The sequence below is a fragment of the Rhodococcus sp. NPDC127527 genome, assembly GCF_042672245.1.
Taxonomy (GTDB): Bacteria; Actinomycetota; Actinomycetes; order Mycobacteriales; family Mycobacteriaceae; genus Rhodococcus_G.
Genome location: NZ_JBHXVP010000007.1, coordinates 242844 through 259514, shown reverse-complemented (window position 1 = coordinate 259514; position 16671 = coordinate 242844). Strand labels below are relative to the sequence as shown.

At 69.1% G+C, this 16671-nt stretch carries 16 protein-coding genes; 8 read left to right on the top strand and 8 right to left on the bottom strand.

Annotated features, from left to right (window positions below; all coding sequences use genetic code 11):
• Positions 1-163: 163 nt before the first annotated feature.
• Entirely contained in the window at positions 164-2959 is a 2796-nt protein-coding gene (locus tag ACFVH2_RS14675; RefSeq protein WP_378424787.1) for an alpha/beta fold hydrolase, read from the top strand.
• Positions 2956-3837, top strand: a complete 882-nt coding sequence (locus ACFVH2_RS14670; RefSeq protein ID WP_378424789.1) for an ABC transporter permease — start codon at positions 2956-2958, stop codon at positions 3835-3837. The genes ACFVH2_RS14675 and ACFVH2_RS14670 overlap by 4 nt, the downstream gene beginning before the upstream one ends.
• Before the next feature lie 158 nt (positions 3838-3995).
• On the opposite strand, the gene uvrB is transcribed toward ACFVH2_RS14670, so the two are convergent.
• The gene (gene uvrB, locus ACFVH2_RS14665) at positions 3996-6158 is read right to left on the bottom strand and encodes an excinuclease ABC subunit UvrB (RefSeq protein WP_378424791.1); all 2163 of its coding nucleotides are present in this window, start codon (positions 6156-6158) and stop codon (positions 3996-3998) included.
• Between the two features lie 77 nt (positions 6159-6235).
• Between uvrB and ACFVH2_RS14660 the strand changes: the two genes are divergently transcribed.
• A complete protein-coding gene (locus ACFVH2_RS14660) occupies positions 6236-6739 on the top strand; it encodes a DUF402 domain-containing protein (RefSeq protein ID WP_378424793.1) in 504 nt (167 codons plus the stop codon).
• A gap of 9 nt (positions 6740-6748) precedes the next feature.
• Here the strand turns inward: ACFVH2_RS14660 and coaE are convergent, their stop codons facing one another.
• On the bottom strand, positions 6749-7966 hold the full coding sequence (gene coaE / locus ACFVH2_RS14655; RefSeq protein ID WP_378424795.1) for a dephospho-CoA kinase: 1218 nt from the start codon (positions 7964-7966) through the stop codon (positions 6749-6751).
• Between the two features lie 123 nt (positions 7967-8089).
• On the opposite strand from coaE, the gene ACFVH2_RS14650 reads away from it, so the two are divergent.
• Both ACFVH2_RS14650 and ACFVH2_RS14645 read left to right on the top strand, forming a co-directional pair.
• The gene (locus ACFVH2_RS14650; RefSeq protein ID WP_378424797.1) at positions 8090-8308 is read left to right on the top strand and encodes a hypothetical protein; all 219 of its coding nucleotides are present in this window, start codon (positions 8090-8092) and stop codon (positions 8306-8308) included.
• Between the two features lie 107 nt (positions 8309-8415).
• Positions 8416-8661 carry a hypothetical protein gene (locus ACFVH2_RS14645; protein WP_378424799.1) on the top strand — a complete coding sequence of 82 codons (246 nt, stop codon included), beginning with the start codon at positions 8416-8418 and terminating at the stop codon, positions 8659-8661.
• 92 nt (positions 8662-8753) lie between these two features.
• Here ACFVH2_RS14645 and rpsA read toward each other — a convergent pair whose 3' ends face one another.
• Positions 8754-10229 (bottom strand): 30S ribosomal protein S1, encoded by a 1476-nt coding sequence (gene rpsA, locus ACFVH2_RS14640; protein WP_378424801.1) that lies wholly within the window; start codon positions 10227-10229, stop codon positions 8754-8756.
• Between the two features lie 231 nt (positions 10230-10460).
• Between rpsA and ACFVH2_RS14635 the strand changes: the two genes are divergently transcribed.
• The 3 genes from ACFVH2_RS14635 (at position 10461) to ACFVH2_RS14625 (ending at position 12785) form a co-directional block, all read left to right on the top strand.
• On the top strand, positions 10461-10835 hold the full coding sequence (locus ACFVH2_RS14635) for a CD225/dispanin family protein (protein WP_378424803.1): 375 nt from the start codon (positions 10461-10463) through the stop codon (positions 10833-10835).
• A gap of 10 nt (positions 10836-10845) precedes the next feature.
• Positions 10846-11823 (top strand): VWA domain-containing protein, encoded by a 978-nt coding sequence (locus ACFVH2_RS14630; RefSeq protein ID WP_378424805.1) that lies wholly within the window; start codon positions 10846-10848, stop codon positions 11821-11823.
• Positions 11824-11912: 89 nt separating this feature from the next.
• Entirely contained in the window at positions 11913-12785 is an 873-nt protein-coding gene (locus ACFVH2_RS14625; RefSeq protein ID WP_378424807.1) for a class I SAM-dependent methyltransferase, read from the top strand.
• A 44-nt stretch (positions 12786-12829) separates the two neighbouring features.
• Here ACFVH2_RS14625 and ACFVH2_RS14620 read toward each other — a convergent pair whose 3' ends face one another.
• From ACFVH2_RS14620 to ACFVH2_RS14600, 5 genes are all read right to left on the bottom strand, one after another.
• Positions 12830-12991 carry a hypothetical protein gene (locus ACFVH2_RS14620; protein WP_378424809.1) on the bottom strand — a complete coding sequence of 54 codons (162 nt, stop codon included), beginning with the start codon at positions 12989-12991 and terminating at the stop codon, positions 12830-12832.
• 4 nt (positions 12992-12995) lie between these two features.
• Positions 12996-13841 (bottom strand): SPFH domain-containing protein, encoded by an 846-nt coding sequence (locus ACFVH2_RS14615; RefSeq protein ID WP_378424811.1) that lies wholly within the window; start codon positions 13839-13841, stop codon positions 12996-12998.
• Positions 13842-13993: 152 nt separating this feature from the next.
• Positions 13994-14746 (bottom strand): amino acid ABC transporter ATP-binding protein, encoded by a 753-nt coding sequence (locus ACFVH2_RS14610; RefSeq protein ID WP_378424992.1) that lies wholly within the window; start codon positions 14744-14746, stop codon positions 13994-13996.
• Between the two features lie 11 nt (positions 14747-14757).
• Positions 14758-15720 carry an amino acid ABC transporter permease gene (locus ACFVH2_RS14605; RefSeq protein WP_378424812.1) on the bottom strand — a complete coding sequence of 321 codons (963 nt, stop codon included), beginning with the start codon at positions 15718-15720 and terminating at the stop codon, positions 14758-14760.
• Positions 15721-15749: 29 nt separating this feature from the next.
• Positions 15750-16661, bottom strand: coding sequence for an ABC transporter substrate-binding protein (locus tag ACFVH2_RS14600; protein ID WP_378424995.1), 912 nt, complete (start codon positions 16659-16661; stop codon positions 15750-15752).
• Positions 16662-16671 lie beyond the last annotated feature (10 nt).

Here is a 16671-nt window from a genome sequence, read left to right as displayed (position 1 = left end):
ATCGCGCCCGCGGCGCGGTGGTGCGTTGGCCGCCTCCGATGCGGAACGCTGCAACAGCACGCTCCGACACCCGGCCGCTGCGATGACCCTATCCGGATCACCATCTGGTTAGTGGGAATTGCGGTACAACGCACATCCGCGGTGTCTCGCTACATTGGGTCTCATGCAGTTTCGCCGGCCGCGCGGAATCACCTCGTGGATCGCCGTCGTCGTGGCGGTGATTCTCCTTGCCACGCTGGCCGTGGTGGCGACCTCGAATGTCCGCAGGCCTCCCCCCGTGACCACCTCGGACGTGCAGGTGGCACTGCCGGCCGGACCCGGAGGTTCGGACGAGGTCAAAATCGATGCACGGCTGTACCTTCCGGCGCGGACTCCCGCGCCCGCGGTGCTGCTGGCGCACGGGTTCGGCGGCAGCAAGGACACCCTGGCCGACCAGGCCCGAGGCCTCGCCGAGGACGGATTCGTCGTACTCGCGTACAGCGCCCGCGGATTCGGACACAGCACCGGTCAGATCTCGCTCAACGATCCCGATCGTGAGGTGGCCGACGCCCGCGGACTGCTCGACTGGCTGTCCGCCAGGACGGACGTCCAGCAGGACGGTCCCGGCGACCCCCGAATCGGGGTCGCGGGCGGATCGTACGGCGGCGCACTGGCACTGACACTCGCCGGCACCGACCGCCGGATCGACGCGGTGGCCGCGTCGATCACGTGGAACGACCTCGGCCAGGCACTGTTCCCCAACTACGGCACCACCGTCGCCACGGAGTCCGTCACGCCCGCCGCGGCCGGCTACGGCGGGCCGGGTGTCCTCAAACGTGCCTGGGCCGGAATCTTTTTCGGCGCTGGCGTGTCGGGCGCGGCACAGGCCGCACCCGACGGGGGCCCGAGCCCGAACGCAGGACCCTGCGGCCGATTCGCCCCCGAGATCTGCCGGGCCTACGCCCCCGCCGCCGAAACCGGCCGACCCACACCGGAACTGCTCGCCCTGCTGCGGGCGCACTCTCCCGTCGCGGTCGCCGATCACATCACCGCACCCACCCTCCTCGTCCAGGGTCAGCAGGACACCCTCTTCGGCCTGGACCAGGCCGACGCGACCGCCCGCCAGATCGCCGCGAACGGAACCCCGGTCCAGGTGCACTGGTTCGACGGCGGGCACGACGCCGGCGGCGAGTCCGACCGCAGCCGGGCCGCGGTCGCCGCGTTCCTGTCCGACCGACTGCGCGAGCGCACCGGCAGCGACACCTTCACCTTCGCCCTGCCCGGCACGCCGACCGACCAGGGCCAGCCCGTGAGTCGCCGGATGACCGCGGACGACTATCCGGGACTGACCGCGGCGGACGCTCCGACCCCACGAGTTCAGATCCCCCTGATGGGGAATCCGCAGTCGGTGGTGCGGCCGCCTGGGGCCTCACCCGCGGCACTGTCGGCGGTGCCCGGGCTGGGCTCGGCAGTCGCCGGGCTCGGCACCGCCGCTGGCGGGGCCCTCGACCTGGCCGCCGACCCGCCCGGACAGTCCGCCCGATTCTCGGGTGCGCCGCTGGAACGACCGCTGACCCTGACCGGCACCAGTTCGGTTCGGCTCACGGTCGCCGCGCTCGCGGCGCCCGGGGACGGCGTGCTCTTCGCCAAGCTCTACGACGTCAGCGCCCAGGGCCGACGCACCCTCACCGGCAACGCCGTCTCCGCGATCCGCCTGCCCGATTCACCTGCGGGACAACCGATCCCCCTCACCGTCACGCTCCCCGGGGTCGCCTTCCAGGTTCCCGAGGGCCACCACCTCGAGCTGGTCGTGACCGCGACCGACCAGGCGTACGCCAATCCCCTCACCCCCGCCCAGTTCACGGTCGCACTCGCCGACCCGATGCTGTCGGTGCCGAGCGTGCCCGCACGGGCCTCCAGCCGGGCCGTGCCGTTGGCCCCGCTGGTCGGCATCGCCGCGATCGCCGCCGCACTGGCAGCGCTCGTCGCGGTCACCACCGTGCGGTCGCGACGGCGCGCGGTCGCGCAGGTGGACCCTGACCTGGTCGACGTGCCGCTCGTCATCTCCGACCTGCGCAAGACCTACGGCAACGGCTTCCGGGCGGTCGACGGCGTGAGCTTCACGGTCCGGCGCGGTCAGGTGCTCGGACTGCTCGGCCCCAACGGGGCGGGCAAGACGACCACGCTGCGGATGCTGATGGGTCTGATCACGCCCACCGCCGGCGAGATCCGGGTCTTCGGGCACACGGTGACCCCGGGCGCACCGGTGCTCTCGCGGCTCGGTTCCTTCGTGGAGGGGTCGGGCCTGCTCCCCCACCTGAGCGGCATCGACAACCTGCGGCTGTACTGGGATGCCACCGGCCGACCCGCCGCGGAGGCCCGGATGGACGAGGCACTCGAGATCGCCGACCTCGGCGACGCCGTGCACCGGAAGGTCCGCTCGTACAGCCAGGGCATGCGGCAACGGCTCGCGCTCGCGCAGGCGATGCTCGGACTGCCCGACCTGATGGTGCTCGACGAGCCCACCAACGGACTCGACCCGCCGCAGATCCGAACCATGCGCGAGGTGCTCGTCAACTATGCGCGCACCGGTCGGACCGTGCTCGTGTCGAGTCACCTGCTGGCCGAGGTCGAGCAGACCTGCACCGACGTGGTCGTGATGAACCACGGCCGGGTGATCGCGACCGGCACCGTCGAGGAGCTCACCTCCGCGGAGGGCGCCACCGAGCTGCGCGTCGACGACGCCGCCGGCGCCGCGCGCGTGCTGGCCGACCTCGCCGGACTGGGACCGGTTCACGTCCAGACCGGCGAGAACCCCTCGGTCCGAGTCGATCTCGGCGACATCGATCCAGCCGTGGTGGTCCGCACCCTCGTCGGAGCCGGGATCGGCGTCCGGGGACTGGCCGGGTCGACACGGCTCGAGGACGTGTTCCTGCGGCTCGTACACGTGTCGGACCATCGCGAACGGGAGACCTGGTGAGCACACTGGACGGTCGGGCACCGGAACCGCCCTCCGACGGTCGCGCGACGGGCTACCACGCGCGCCGGACGCTGCCGCTGCGGACCGAACTGGTCCGGCAGTTCAAGCGCAGGCGCACCCACCTGGCGCTCGGATTCCTCGCGGTGCTGCCGGTGATCCTGGCGGTGGCCTTCGCGATCGGCGGCGGGTCGGGGTCGAGTTCGTCGGCGATCGACCTGATCGATCTCGGCACTCGCGGCGGCGTGAACTTCACGGTGTTCTGCCTGTTCATGTCCGTCGGGTTCCTGCTCATCGTGGTGGTCGCCCTCTTCTTCGGCGACTCGGTGGCCAGCGAGGCCTCCTGGTCGTCGCTGCGGTACCTGCTGGCGATCCCGGTGCCGCGCAGCCGGTTGCTGCAGCAGAAGGCGATCGTGTCGGCAGTGCTGTCGGTGCTGGCACTGCTGCTGCTGTTCACGGTCGCCCTCACGCTCGGCACCGTGCTGTACGGGACGGGTCCGCTGGTCACCCCGTTCGGCGACTCGCTCGGCTACGGCGAGGCGGTCGCCCGCCTGGCGCTGGCCCTGGCGTACATCGCGGTGAACCTGACCTGGGTGGCGGGCCTGGCGATGCTGCTGTCCGTCCTCACCGACGCGCCCCTCGGCGCGGTCGGCGGGACCGTGATGGTGTCGATCCTGGTCCAGATCCTCGACCAGATCACCGCTCTCGGCCACTGGCGAGACCTGCTGCCGGGGCACTTCTCCTTCGCGTGGACGCGGTTCCTGGCGCCCACGGTCGACTGGCACGACGTGGTGGTCGGTTCGTTCTCGGCACTGGCCTACGCGGCGGCGTTCGGGGTGTGTGCGTGGCAACGCTTCGGGACGAAGGACATCACCAGCTGAGCGACGGCACCGACCGAGGGCGCGGCCCGGCTCAGCCCCGCACGCCCGGACCGAACACGCCTGCCGGGGGGACGCCCTCGGCGACGACCCGTGCGCGTATCGAGGAGCCGACCTCGCACAGTCGTCGGGAGCCGGTGTCCCCCAGCGCCGACCAGGGGCTACTGGAGTCCGGCCGCGTCCATCCCGCGCAGTTCCTTCTTTAGGTCCGCGATCTCGTCGCGGAGCCGACCGGCCAGCTCGAACTGGAGCTCGCGGGCCGCGTTCATCATCTGATCGGTGAGTTCCTTGACCAGATCTGCCAATTCGGCCCGCGGCATCGCCTTGACGTCACGGCCCTCGTACACACCGGCACTGACCGCGCGACCGGCCTCGCCCTGCGCCCGGCGGCCGCGACTGGCGTTGCGGCCCGACCCCCCGATGTCCACCCCGGCGGCGGTGTCGTCGGCCTCCTCGTAGACCTGATCGAGGATGTCGGCGATCTTCTTTCGCAGCGGCTGCGGGTCGACGCCCTTCTCCTTGTTGTAGGCGATCTGTTTCTCACGGCGTCGATCCGTCTCCTCGATGGCCTGTGCCATCGAGTCGGTGATCTTGTCGGCGTACATGTGCACCTGGCCGGAGACGTTGCGGGCGGCGCGGCCGATGGTCTGGATGAGACTGGTCGAGCTGCGCAGGAAGCCCTCCTTGTCCGCGTCCAGGATCGCCACGAGCGACACCTCGGGCAGGTCGAGGCCCTCTCGGAGGAGGTTGATGCCGACCAGCACGTCGTACTCGCCGAGACGCAACTGACGCAGCAACTCCACCCGGCGCAGGGTGTCGATGTCCGAGTGCAGATACCGCACCCTGATCCCGAGTTCGAGGAGGTAATCGGTGAGGTCCTCGGCCATCTTCTTGGTCAGGGTGGTCACGAGGACGCGCTCGTCCTTCTCGGTGCGCTGCCGGATCTCGTGGACCAGATCGTCGATCTGCCCCTTCGTCGGCTTCACCACCACCTCCGGGTCCACCAGTCCGGTGGGCCGGATGACCTGCTCGACGAACTCGCCGCCGGCCTGACCCAACTCGTACTTGCCCGGCGTCGCGGACAGGTACACGGTCTGGCCGATGCGTTGGGTGAACTCCTCCCAGGTGAGCGGGCGGTTGTCGGTGGCCGACGGCAACCGGAAGCCGTACTCGACGAGGTTGCGCTTGCGGGACATGTCGCCCTCGTACATCGCGCCGATCTGCGGAACCGTCACGTGCGACTCGTCGATGACGAGCAGGAAGTCCTCGGGGAAGTAGTCGATGAGGGTCGCGGGCGCGGTCCCCGCGCCGCGGCCGTCGATGTGCCGCGAGTAGTTCTCGATACCGGAACAGAAGCCGACCTGCTTGATCATCTCGATGTCGTAGTTGGTGCGCATCCGCAGCCGCTGCGCCTCGAGCAGTTTGCCCCGCCCCTCGAGGTCCGCGAGCCGCTCCTCGAGTTCCGCCTCGATGTCCTTGACCGCGCGCTCCATCCGCTCGGGCCCCGCCACGTAGTGGGTGGCCGGGAAGATGCGCAGCGAGTCCACCTGCCGCACCACCTCACCGGTCAACGGGTGCAGGTAGTACAGCGCCTCGATCTCGTCGCCGAAGAACTCGATCCGGACGGCGAGCTCCTCGTAGGACGGGATGATCTCCACGGTGTCCCCGCGCACCCGGAAGGAGCCGCGGGTGAAGGCGACGTCGTTGCGGTTGTACTGCACGTCGACGAGCAGTCGCAGCAGCCCGTCGCGCGGCACCTCCAGCCCGACGTCGAGCTGGATGGAGCGGTCCAGGTAGGACTGTGGGGTGCCGAGGCCGTAGATGCACGAGACGGACGCGACCACCACGACGTCCCGCCGCGAGAGCAGGCTCGACGTCGCCGAGTGCCGCAGCCGCTCGACGTCGTCGTTGATCGACGAGTCCTTCTCGATGTAGGTGTCCGTCTGGGCGATGTACGCCTCGGGCTGGTAGTAGTCGTAGTACGAGACGAAGTACTCCACCGCGTTGTTCGGGAGCATCTCGCGCAGTTCGTTCGCCAGCTGGGCGGCCAGGGTCTTGTTCGGCGCCATCAGCAGCGTGGGCCGCTGCAGCTTCTCGATCAGCCATGCCGTCGTGGCCGACTTGCCGGTGCCGGTCGCGCCGAGCAGCACGACGTCCTTCTCGTCGGCCCGGATGCGCCGCTCGAGTTCCGCGAGCGCCGCGGGCTGGTCACCCGCAGGCCGATGCTCGCTCACCACCTCGAAACGTGCCTCCGACCGCTCGATGTCTCCGACCGGCCGGAACTCGGACTGCGCCACCACGGGATGCTCGGATGCGAACGCCATGGCACCAGGGTAGGCCGACGGTCCGACAGGTTCCGACGTACCGTGCCCGGCCGCCCCGAGCGGTAGGTTCAGCATCCATGGACGTCCACGCCCCGAAGGTCGAGGCCTTCAACCTGGTCGACCGGACCAACACCGACCCGAAGGGATTCGTGCGTCCAGTCGACCACTTCAGGGTGGAGCCGTGGGGGCTCTACATGGCCAGGCCCGCCGACCATCCGCACTTCCACTACCTGGAGTCGTGGTTGCTGCCCTCGCTCGGTCTGCGGGCGTCGATCTTCCACTACCACCCGTTCCACGCCCGCGACCAGGACCGATACGTCGACATCGGCGACTTCACCGCGGGCGAGCAGGTGTGGCGCTCCGAGGACCACTACCTGGACCTGATCGTGCGCACCGGGCGCGACACCGAACTGCTCGACGTCGACGAGCTCGTCGCCGCGCACGTCGCGGGCCACCTCGATGCCCACACCACCGAGCGCGCCGTCCTCGCCGCGACGACGGCGGTCGACGGCATCGCCGCACACGGCCACGACCTCGACGCCTGGCTCGCCGACCGGGGCATGCCGATCAGCTGGCGCTGAGAACTCCCGTCAGGCAGGAGACCAGCCCGTCTCCTTCGCCCATGCCCACGCCCGCGTGTGGGCCGCATCGAACCACGGCGTCTTCGCGTCGACGTAGGCCTCGGTGGCCGCCACGACGTCCGGTTCACCCGCCACCGTCGCCGCGGCGGCGCGCTTGACCGCGAGGTACTCCGCGGCCGCCTCCGCGTCGACACGCAGCCAGTCCCGGAACAGCAGGGCGAACCGTTGCCCGGGCCACCCGTCCACCCGCAGATGGATGGCGACGGGTCGACCCGGGTCCGCGCCGGCGTGGAATCGCTTGTCCCACAACGAAGGGTCCGCTTCGCCGCCGATGCCGTAGGCCGGCTTCGGGTCGTCGCGGGTGACCGACTCGACCCGCGGGAATCCGGCCTCGGCGAGCGAGTCCGCCAGTGCGTCCGCGGCCGCCAGGCTCGCCACCGTCACCTGGACGTCGAGTACGTCCTTGGCGTCGAGGCCCGGCACCGCGGTCGAACCGATGTGGTCGACGCGCAGTGCGGCGTCCCCGCACACCAGCTGCAGTCGGGCGACGAGCCGGCGCGCCTGCGCCGGCCAGGTCGGATCCGCGGGCACCAGCACCGGAGCGACCCGCACGACCGTCCCGGTCGAGACGTTGCGCCCGTACTCGTGCAGCCGCTCCCACAGTGCCTTGACCGGTGCGTCCAGGCTGCCCTGCGGACCGCTGTTGTCCAGCCAGACGTCGGCGGCTGCGCGACGTTCGTCGTCGGTGGCCTGGGCCGACATTCGCGCCCGCGCATCCTGCTCCGGCATGCCGCGCAGCTCGACGAGCCGCCGGACGCGTTCCTCGGCATCGACGTAGACCACGACGACGATGTTGAACAACGCGCCCATGCGTCCCTCGACCAGCAGTGGAATGTCCTGCAGCACTACCGAATCCGAGGGAGCGGAGTCGACGAGTTCGGCGGTGCGCGCACCGATCAGGGGATGCACGACCGCATTGAGTCTGCCCCGGGCGGCGTCGTCACCGAATACCTTGGCCGCCAACGCCGGTCGATCCAGCTGCCCGTCCGCCTGGAGGATGTCTGCACCGAACTCGGCGACCAGGGCCGCGAGTCCCGGCGTGCCAGGTTCGACGACCTCCCTGGCGATCAGGTCGGCGTCGACGACGACCGCTCCGAGATCGCCGAGGATCCGTGACACAGTGGACTTTCCCGCTCCAATGCCTCCAGTGAGGCCGATTCGCAACACGCGCTCCAGTCTGTCACCAAACACGCCGCAGCACATCCGGCCTAAATACACCAGGTTTGGACGTTTCTCGGTTATCTTCGAGCGGACGCGCCAGGCCGCCCAATTCTCAGACGAAGGATCACCATGCGAAGCACTGTCCATCTCCCCGGTCGGCACCGTCTTGGCATGGTCGACGGGGTGCATTGCATCCTGATCCCCGAAGTGGCTGCCGCCCTTCACGAGCACCACCGCAACTGGTTCACCCAGATGATCAGCCCGGCCCGGCACAGCTTCGCGACGATGCGCAAGCGCACCGCCGAGATGCAGAGCGCCTGGGGCTCCGGGGTGGTCGCCACCGGCTGATCGTCGGCGCCTGGTAACAACCCGGCTGTCGAAAGTGACCCCGCCCGAATCTCGGGCGGGGTCACTTTCGTCTGGCGAGGGGGCCGCGCCAGTTCTACCGTAGGTACATGACTGTCACAGCGGACGATTTGCGAATGCTCCTCGACAGCTCCGTCGACACTCCGACCCTGGTGCTCGAGGAAGGCTCGATCAGGATTCTGACGGGCGCCGACGCGGCGCAGCGGTCGTCGTGGGTGGTCATCACCCGCGAGGACCTGCGACGGGAACTGCCCGACGGCGACAAGCCCACCGAACACGATCTGGTGGAGAAGGCCGCCATGCTCGACGAGCTGATATCCAGTCCGGGAGCGTGAGCCGGCACCGCGTTCCCCCGACAGCGAAAGGCCCCGGTCCTGCATTGCAGGACCGGGGCCTTTCACGTCGACCCGGCTAGCGGGCCGTCACATCACGCGTTGCCGGACAGCTTCTCCCGCAGCGCAGCGAGCTGAGCGTCGCTGGCCAGGGATCCGCTCGCCTCGGTCGACGAGGTACCGGCGGACTCGCCACCCTCGGCGGAACCGGACTCCGAGGAGTAGCCGGCGGCAGCGTTGGCAGCCTCGGCGGCCTCGTCTGCGGCGGTCTTCTCCATCTGAGCGGTGTGCATCTTGTGGCGACGCTCGGCCTCGGCGTAGCGGCCTTCCCACTCTTCACGCTGCTTGTCGAAGCCCTCGAGCCATTCGTTGGTCTCGGGATCGAAGCCCTCGGGGAAGATGTAGTTGCCCTGCTCGTCGTACGAGTCGGCCATGCCGTACTTGGACGGGTCGAACTCGGCGTTGTAGTCCTCGTTCGCCTGCTTGAGCGAGAGCGAGATACGACGACGCTCGAGGTCGATGTCGATGACCTTGACGAGCGCATCGTCGCCGACACCCACGACCTGGTCCGGAACCTCCACGTGGCGCTCGGCCAGCTCGGAGATGTGCACCAGGCCCTCGATGCCCTCCTCGACGCGAACGAACGCGCCGAACGGAACCAGCTTGGTGACCTTGCCCGGAACGATCTGGCCGATCGCGTGGGTGCGGGCGAACTGACGCCACGGGTCCTCCTGCGTCGCCTTCAGCGACAGGGAGACGCGCTCGCGGTCCAGGTCGACGTCGAGAACCTCGACGGTGACCTCGTTGCCGACCTCGACGACCTCGGACGGGTGGTCGATGTGCTTCCAGGACAGCTCGGAGACGTGCACCAGGCCGTCGACGCCACCCAGGTCCACGAAGGCACCGAAGTTGACGATGGAGGACACGACGCCCTTGCGGACCTGGCCCTTCTGCAGCTGGTGCAGGAACTCGCTGCGGACCTCGGACTGGGTCTGCTCGAGCCATGCGCGACGCGACAGGACCACGTTGTTGCGGTTCTTGTCGAGCTCGATGATCTTGGCCTCGATCTCCTTGCCGACGTACGGCTGCAGATCGCGGACACGACGCATCTCGACGAGCGACGCGGGCAGGAAGCCACGGAGACCGATGTCGAGGATGAGGCCACCCTTGACGACCTCGATGACGGTGCCCTTGACGGCCTCGTCCTTCTCCTTGAGCTCCTCGATGGTGCCCCAGGCGCGCTCGTACTGAGCACGCTTCTTCGACAGGATCAGTCGACCTTCCTTGTCCTCCTTGGTGAGGACCAGGGCTTCGACCTCATCGCCCACGGAGACGACCTCGTTGGGGTCGACGTCGTGCTTGATGGAGAGCTCACGGGAAGGGATGACACCTTCGGTCTTGTAACCGATGTCGAGCAGGACCTCGTCGCGGTCGACCTTGACGATGGTGCCTTCGACGATGTCGCCATCGTTGAAGTACTTGATCGTGGCGTCGATGGCGGCGAGGAAATCCTCGGCAGAGCCGATGTCGTTGACGGCTACCTGCGGCGAGGTGGTGGTTGTGGAGGGCATTAGGTGAGTTGCTCCGGAGGGATAGATAGTCGGTTGATGGTGTTCTGTCGGACTCACGAACATCCCCGCGCCGCGCCAGTTTCGGTGCGGCAGTGTGGACACTCGCGTGGATTAGGGTACGCGACCGGTACTTAGCTGGGCAAACCCGGGCCGATGCCCGGCCGGATTCAGCGATTCCTCAGCACCGAATCGGTACCGTCGAAGTGACCAGTCTCACATCAGGAGGTCGCGATGACCACGCCCGGTACCCCACCTCCAGCCGAACCGCCCGAACCGGCCGCGCCCGCCGAACCGCCCGGCGCCGCCACCGCCGGGCGTGCGCGACCGCCGAGCAACGCCGGCTGGGCGGTGGCGTCGCTGCTGTTCTTCTGGCCGCTCGCGTTCGCCGCGTTCACGCACGCGTTCAACGTCTATCCACTGTGGGCCGACGGGGACGTCGAGGGCGCCGCCGAGGCGTCGGACCGGGTACGCCGGCTCGGCCAGATCTCGCTGTGGCTCTTCGGCGGTCTGCTCCTGCTCTTCGTACTGGTCTACGCGGTGGTCGCCGTCTCGGTGTTCGCGCACGGCGGCGGATATCACGGGTACATGCACCACCGGATGCGTTGACGGCGACTGCGTGAGCGGGCCCCTGTTCGCCTCCCCGTGGTGGCTGGCGCTGCTGCTCGCGCCGGTCGCACTACTCGTCGGTTATCTGGTGGTGCAGCGCCTGCGCAGGCGCCAGTTCCTGCGCTTCACCAACCTCGAACTGCTCGAGCAGGTCGCACCGCGGCGCCCCGGCGTGTCGCGGCACGTCCCGACGGCCCTGTTCCTGGCCGGCACCGTGCTGCTGGTCGTCGCGCTCGCCGGGCCGACCGCCGCGCAGCGGATCCCCCGGAACCGGGCCACGGTGATGCTGGTCATCGACGTGTCGCTGTCCATGAAGTCAAACGACGTCGCCCCGTCGCGGATCGCGGCGGCGCAGGAGGCGGCCAAGGCGTTCGCGGACGAGCTCACCCCGGGCATCAATCTCGGACTGGAGGCCTTCGCGGGGACGGCCTCGGTGCTGGTGTCGCCGACCCGCGACCGGACCGCGATCAAGGCGGCCATCGACCACCTGCAACTCGCCGAACGCACCGCCACCGGGGAGGCGATCTTCACCGCCCTGCAGGCGATCGAGGCATTCGGCGCGGTGGTGAGCGGCGAGGGCACACCGCCCGCCCGGATCGTCGTCGAGTCGGACGGCAAGGAGACTGTGCCGGAGGATCTCGACGACCCCCGTGGAGCGTTCACCGCGGCACGTCAGGCGAAGGACAAGGGGGTGCCGGTGTCGACCATCTCCTTCGGCACCGAGACGGGGACGGTCACGATCGAGGGCCGGCAGATTCCGGTCCCCGTCGACGACGCCTCGCTCGCCGAGATCGCCCGCCTGTCCGGCGGCTCTTCCTTCACTGCGACCAGCGGCGCCGAACTGCGCAAGAGCTACCAGAGCCTGCAGGAGCAGATCGGCTACGAGGTCACCCGTTCGGACGCGAGCCGCCCGTGGCTGGTGGCCGGCACGCTCGTGCTCATCGTCTCCGCCGGGTCGGCGCTGGTGCTCACCCGCAGGCTGCCGTGACGCCCGTCCGGTGTGGGCGGTCTCGGCGCGGCAGTGGATGATCACTCTTCGACTGAGCACGACCGATCACACCTGCCAGGGGTCCCCCGATGACGCAAACTCCCACTCCCGACGACCGTCACGCCGCGGCCAACGCCGCGCTGGGCACCACGGGCGTGAGCCGCACCCGGGTCGGCTCGGCCGACAGCGAACGCGCGAGCCGCGCCTGGTGGGACGCCGACGCCGACGACTACCACCGCACGCACGGCGAGTTCCTCGGGGTGGCGTCTGCCGGTGGCGAATTCGTCTGGTGCCCAGAGGGTCTGCACGAGGGCGACGTGCACCTGCTCGGCGATGTCGCGGGCAAGGACGTACTCGAGGTGGGGTGCGGTTCCGCGCCGTGCGCGCGCTGGCTGGCCGGCCAGGGCGCGCGAGCGGTCGGACTGGACCTGTCGCGGGGCATGCTCGCCCGCGGCCTCGACGCGATGGCCGCGGGCGGGCCGCGGGTGCCGCTGGTACAGGCGGGCGCCGAGGCGCTGCCGTTCGCTGACGAGTCGTTCGACATCGCCTGCTCGGCGTTCGGCGCCGTCCCCTTCGTCGCCGACTCCGCGTTGGTGATGCGAGAGGTCGCGCGGGTGTTGCGCCCGGGCGGACTGTGGGTGTTCTCGGTGAATCATCCGGTGCGCTGGATCTTTCCGGACGACCCGGGACCGAAGGGGCTCACCGCGACGATCCCGTACTTCGACCGCACCCCCTATGTCGAGGTGGACGACGACGGCACACCGACGTACGTCGAGCATCACCGCACGATCGGCGACCGGGTCCGTGAGATCGTCGCCGCCGGACTGGAATTGCGCGACATCGTCGAACCGGACTGGCCGGAGTGGCTGGACCGCGAGTGGGGTCAGTGGAGCCCCCTCCGCGGCCAACTCTTCCCCGGAACCGCGATCTTCGTCTGCCGCAAACCCACCGCCCCCAAGTGAGTGAACGGAAGCGTTCACTCGATCAGATCGAACGAACGCCACGTTCACTCACCGCGGCGCGGCGCCCGCCCGGCCTGATCGAGTGCCCTCCGCAGCGCGTACTCGAGTTGCGCGTTCACGCTGCGGAGGTCGTCGGCGGCCCACTTCGCCATCGCGTCGTACACGGCCGGGTCCAGCCGCAACAGCACCTTCTTGCGTTCGACCATGTGCCTATGAGTACAGCGTGCCCGCGTTGACGATCGGCTGCGTTGCTTTGTCTCCGCAGAGCACGACCAACAGGTTGGACACCATGTTGGCCTTGCGCTCCTCGTCGAGTTCGACGACGCCCTGCTCCCCCAGCCGATCCAGTGCGAGCCCGACCATGCCGACCGCGCCCTCGACGATCATGGTCCGGGCCGCGACGACCTGGGCAGCCTGCTGACGCACCAGCATCGCCTGGGCAATCTCCGGCGCGTACGCCAGGTGCGTGATCCTGGCCTCGATCACCTCGACGCCCGCGAGATCGGTGCGCTCGCGAAGTTCCGCCGTGAGTTCGGCCGCGACCTCCGCGCCGTCCCGCAGGCTGGTGACGTCGTCCTGATGGGAGTCGTACGGGTGCGTGGTCGCGAGGTGGCGGACCGCCGCCTCGGACTGGATGGCGACGTACTCCTCGTAGTCGTCGACCGCGAAGGTGGCCTTACCGCTGTCGACGACCCTGTAGACGACCACGGCAGCGATCTCGACCGGGTTGCCCGCCGCGTCGTTCACCTTCAGCTTCGCGGTCTCGAAGTTACGTACCCGCAGGGTGACTCGACGCTTGGTCGTCAGCGGGATCACCCACTGGAAGCCGGCGTCGTCGACCGAGCCGACGTACCGGCCGAAGAACTGCACGACCTTCGCCTCGTTCGGGTTGATCACCGTGAAGCCGGTCGCGATCACGACGATCAGCACCGCGATCACGATCGCGCCGCCGAGTCCCGCATCGCCGGTGGCGGCCACGGTCGCCGCGATCACCGCCAGCACCACCAGGCCCAGCAACACCATGAAACCGTTGAGCCGAAACGCCCGACGCTCCATCTCCCCTGCCCCACCTTTGCTATCGAAGTGATATCACTACGATAGCAGCCCTGATCGAGTGAACGGTACGTTCGTTCGATCAGATCGAGTGAACGCTTCCGTTCACTCACTGAGTGGGGGGGCGGCGGGGGCGGGGCGGGGCGGGGTGCGAGTCAGAGGAGCTTGGACAGGAAGGCCTTGGTCCGGTCGTGGGTCGGATTCGCCAGCATCTCCCGCGGCTCCCCGGACTCGACGACGACGCCGCCGTCCATGAACACCAGCTGGTCCGCTACCTCGCGGGCGAAGCCCATCTCGTGGGTGACCACGACCATGGTCATGCCCTCCTTGGCGAGGGTCTTCATCACCCCGAGCACCTCCCCCACCAGTTCGGGGTCGAGCGCCGAGGTGGGTTCGTCGAAGAGCATCAGCTTCGGGTCCATCGCCAGCGCCCGCGCGATCGCGACCCGCTGCTGCTGGCCGCCGGACAGCTGGGCGGGGTAGGCGTCGGCCTTGTCGCTGAGCCCGACCTGGTCGAGCAGGTCGCGTGCCCGGGTCACCGCATCCTTTTTGCGCACCTTCTTCACCTGGGTGGGCGCCTCGATGATGTTCTCCAGCGCGGTGCGATGCGGGAACAGGTTGAAATGCTGGAACACCATGCCGATGTCGCGGCGTTGCCGAGCCGCGGCCCGCGGGTGGAGCTCGTACAGCTTGCCGCCGCGTTCGGCGTACCCGACCAGTTCCCCGTCCACGTAGAGACGGCCCGCGCTGACCTGCTCGAGGTGGTTGATGCAGCGCAGGAACGTCGACTTGCCCGATCCCGACGGCCCGACCAGGCACAGCACCTGGCCCGGCTCAATCTCGAGGGTCACCCCGCGCAGCACCTTCAGCGCCCCGAAGCTCTTGCAGACCCGGTCCGCCTTCACCATCGGCGTCGTCGTCACAGCGGACCTCCTGCATCGGGCGCGGCCACCGGCGGCACCGGTTTGTGCTGGGCGTCGGCAAGGGCCTGCAACTGCCGCGCGGTGAGGACCCGGGACAGCCCCTTCGAGTAGTGCCGCTCGATGTAGAACTGCCCGATCATCAGGACGCTCGTGATCGCCAGGTACCAGGTCGCCGCCACGAGCAGCAACGGGATCAGCTGGAAGTTCGCACCGGAGATGTCCCGGGCCCGGCCCCACAGTTCGCCCGTGTACGGCACGGCGAGGACGAGCGAGGTGGTCTTGAGCATGCTGATCAGCTCGTTGCCGGTGGGCGGGATAATCACGCGCATCGCCTGCGGCAGCACGGTCCGACGCATCGTCTGCGCCCACGACATGCCGAGCGCGGTGGACGCCTCGAGCTGCCCCTCGCCGACGGAACCGACTCCGGCGCGCACGATCTCGGCCATGTACGCGGCCTCGTTGAGGCCCAGCCCGATCACGGCGAACAGGAACGCCGCCTGCAGGTCCTGCAGGTTGATGTGCGCGAACTGCGGACCGAACGGGACACCGACGTCGAGTGTCTTGTAGATCGACGGGAGCAGACCCCAGAAGACCAGTTGCACGTACACCGGGGTGCCTCGGAAGATCCACAGATACACCCACGCCGCGCTGCGCAGGACCGGGTTCGGGGACAGTCGCATCACCGCGAGCACCACGCCGAGCACCACCGCGATGACCATCGCCAGGACGGTCAGTTCGATCGTTCGAAGGGCGCCCTCGGTGATGCGGGCGTCGAACAGGTACTGGCCGTACACGTCCCATGCGAAGGCCTCGTTGGTGGCCGCGCCGTAGACGAACAACGCGACCAGCACCACCACGACGACGGCTGCGATCCACCGCCCGGGCCTGCGCAGCGGCACCGCCCGGATCGGTTCCGGTTCCTCCGCGCGCTCGGCTTGACCTGCCGTGTCCTGCGCCATCGCCCTCCGCCTTCCTGCCGTGACCCGGGTCAGCTCGTCGCGCCGTTGATCTGCGCGGTGGTGACGGTGCCGGTCCCGACACCCCAGTTGTCAGCGATCTGCTGGTAGGTGCCGGTGTCGATGAGGTGCTGCAGGGCGTGCTGCAGCACCGGTGCCAACGGTGAGCCCTTGCGCACCGGCCACCCATACGGAGCCGAGTCGAATTGGGGGCCCGCGTCCTCGAGCCGGCCGTTGCTACGTTTGATGGCGTACGCGGTCACCGGGGAGTCCGCTGACATCGCGTCGACGCGGCCGAGGATCAGCGCGGTGGACACGTCGTCCTGGCTGTCGTACTTGATCTTCGCGATCGGCTCCTTCCCCGCCGCGACGCAGGCGTCGCTCTTCGCGGGCACCTCGTCGATGTCCTCGGTGGTGGTCGTCTGCACCCCGACCCGCAGCCCGCACGCGTCGTTCGGATCGATGGACTCGCCGGTGCGCTGCGCCCACTGGATGCCCGCGGTGTAGTAGTCGACGAAGTCCACGGACTTCTGCCGCTCCAGGGTGTCGGTGAACGAGGACATCCCCATGTCGTAGGTGCCGGCCTGCACCGCGGGGATGATCTTGTCGAAGTCGGCCTGGTTGAACTCGGCTCGCAACCCCAGCACCGCGGCGACGGCATCCATCAGGTCGACGTCGAACCCGACGATCTTGCCGTTCTCGTCCTTGAACTCGTTGGGCGCGTACGGGACGTTGACCCCGATCTTCAACCGGCCGCTCGCCGCTGTGGCCGGCGGTACCTGGGCGGCGATCTCCTCGACCCGGTCGACGTGCACGGTCGCAGGCGGCACCAGGCCTTCGCTGTTGTGGACGCACCCGCCCAGCACCACCGAGAGCAGCAACGCCCCGACCGCGGCCCGCACCGCGCGCCGCGAAGACCGTCGCGCCGGTTTCCCGGCACGCATCCGACCCGCC

What these genes read in the sequence shown, in the direction of transcription:
- ACFVH2_RS14650 (WP_378424797.1), top strand. Translation starts at nt 8,090, where the DNA reads ATGCGAAGCACTGTCCATCTCCCCGGTCGGCACCGTCTTGGCATGGTC.
- ACFVH2_RS14615 (WP_378424811.1), bottom strand. Translation starts at nt 13,841, where the DNA reads ATGGAGCGTCGGGCGTTTCGGCTCAACGGTTTCATGGTGTTGCTGGGC.
- ACFVH2_RS14605 (WP_378424812.1), bottom strand. Translation starts at nt 15,720, where the DNA reads ATGGCGCAGGACACGGCAGGTCAAGCCGAGCGCGCGGAGGAACCGGAA.
- uvrB (WP_378424791.1), bottom strand. Translation starts at nt 6,158, where the DNA reads ATGGCGTTCGCATCCGAGCATCCCGTGGTGGCGCAGTCCGAGTTCCGG.
- ACFVH2_RS14625 (WP_378424807.1), top strand. Translation starts at nt 11,913, where the DNA reads ATGACGCAAACTCCCACTCCCGACGACCGTCACGCCGCGGCCAACGCC.
- ACFVH2_RS14600 (WP_378424995.1), bottom strand. Translation starts at nt 16,661, where the DNA reads ATGCGTGCCGGGAAACCGGCGCGACGGTCTTCGCGGCGCGCGGTGCGG.
- ACFVH2_RS14635 (WP_378424803.1), top strand. Translation starts at nt 10,461, where the DNA reads ATGACCACGCCCGGTACCCCACCTCCAGCCGAACCGCCCGAACCGGCC.
- ACFVH2_RS14620 (WP_378424809.1), bottom strand. Translation starts at nt 12,991, where the DNA reads ATGGTCGAACGCAAGAAGGTGCTGTTGCGGCTGGACCCGGCCGTGTAC.
- ACFVH2_RS14645 (WP_378424799.1), top strand. Translation starts at nt 8,416, where the DNA reads ATGACTGTCACAGCGGACGATTTGCGAATGCTCCTCGACAGCTCCGTC.
- ACFVH2_RS14610 (WP_378424992.1), bottom strand. Translation starts at nt 14,746, where the DNA reads ATGGTGAAGGCGGACCGGGTCTGCAAGAGCTTCGGGGCGCTGAAGGTG.
- rpsA (WP_378424801.1), bottom strand. Translation starts at nt 10,229, where the DNA reads ATGCCCTCCACAACCACCACCTCGCCGCAGGTAGCCGTCAACGACATC.
- ACFVH2_RS14675 (WP_378424787.1), top strand. Translation starts at nt 164, where the DNA reads ATGCAGTTTCGCCGGCCGCGCGGAATCACCTCGTGGATCGCCGTCGTC.
- ACFVH2_RS14660 (WP_378424793.1), top strand. Translation starts at nt 6,236, where the DNA reads ATGGACGTCCACGCCCCGAAGGTCGAGGCCTTCAACCTGGTCGACCGG.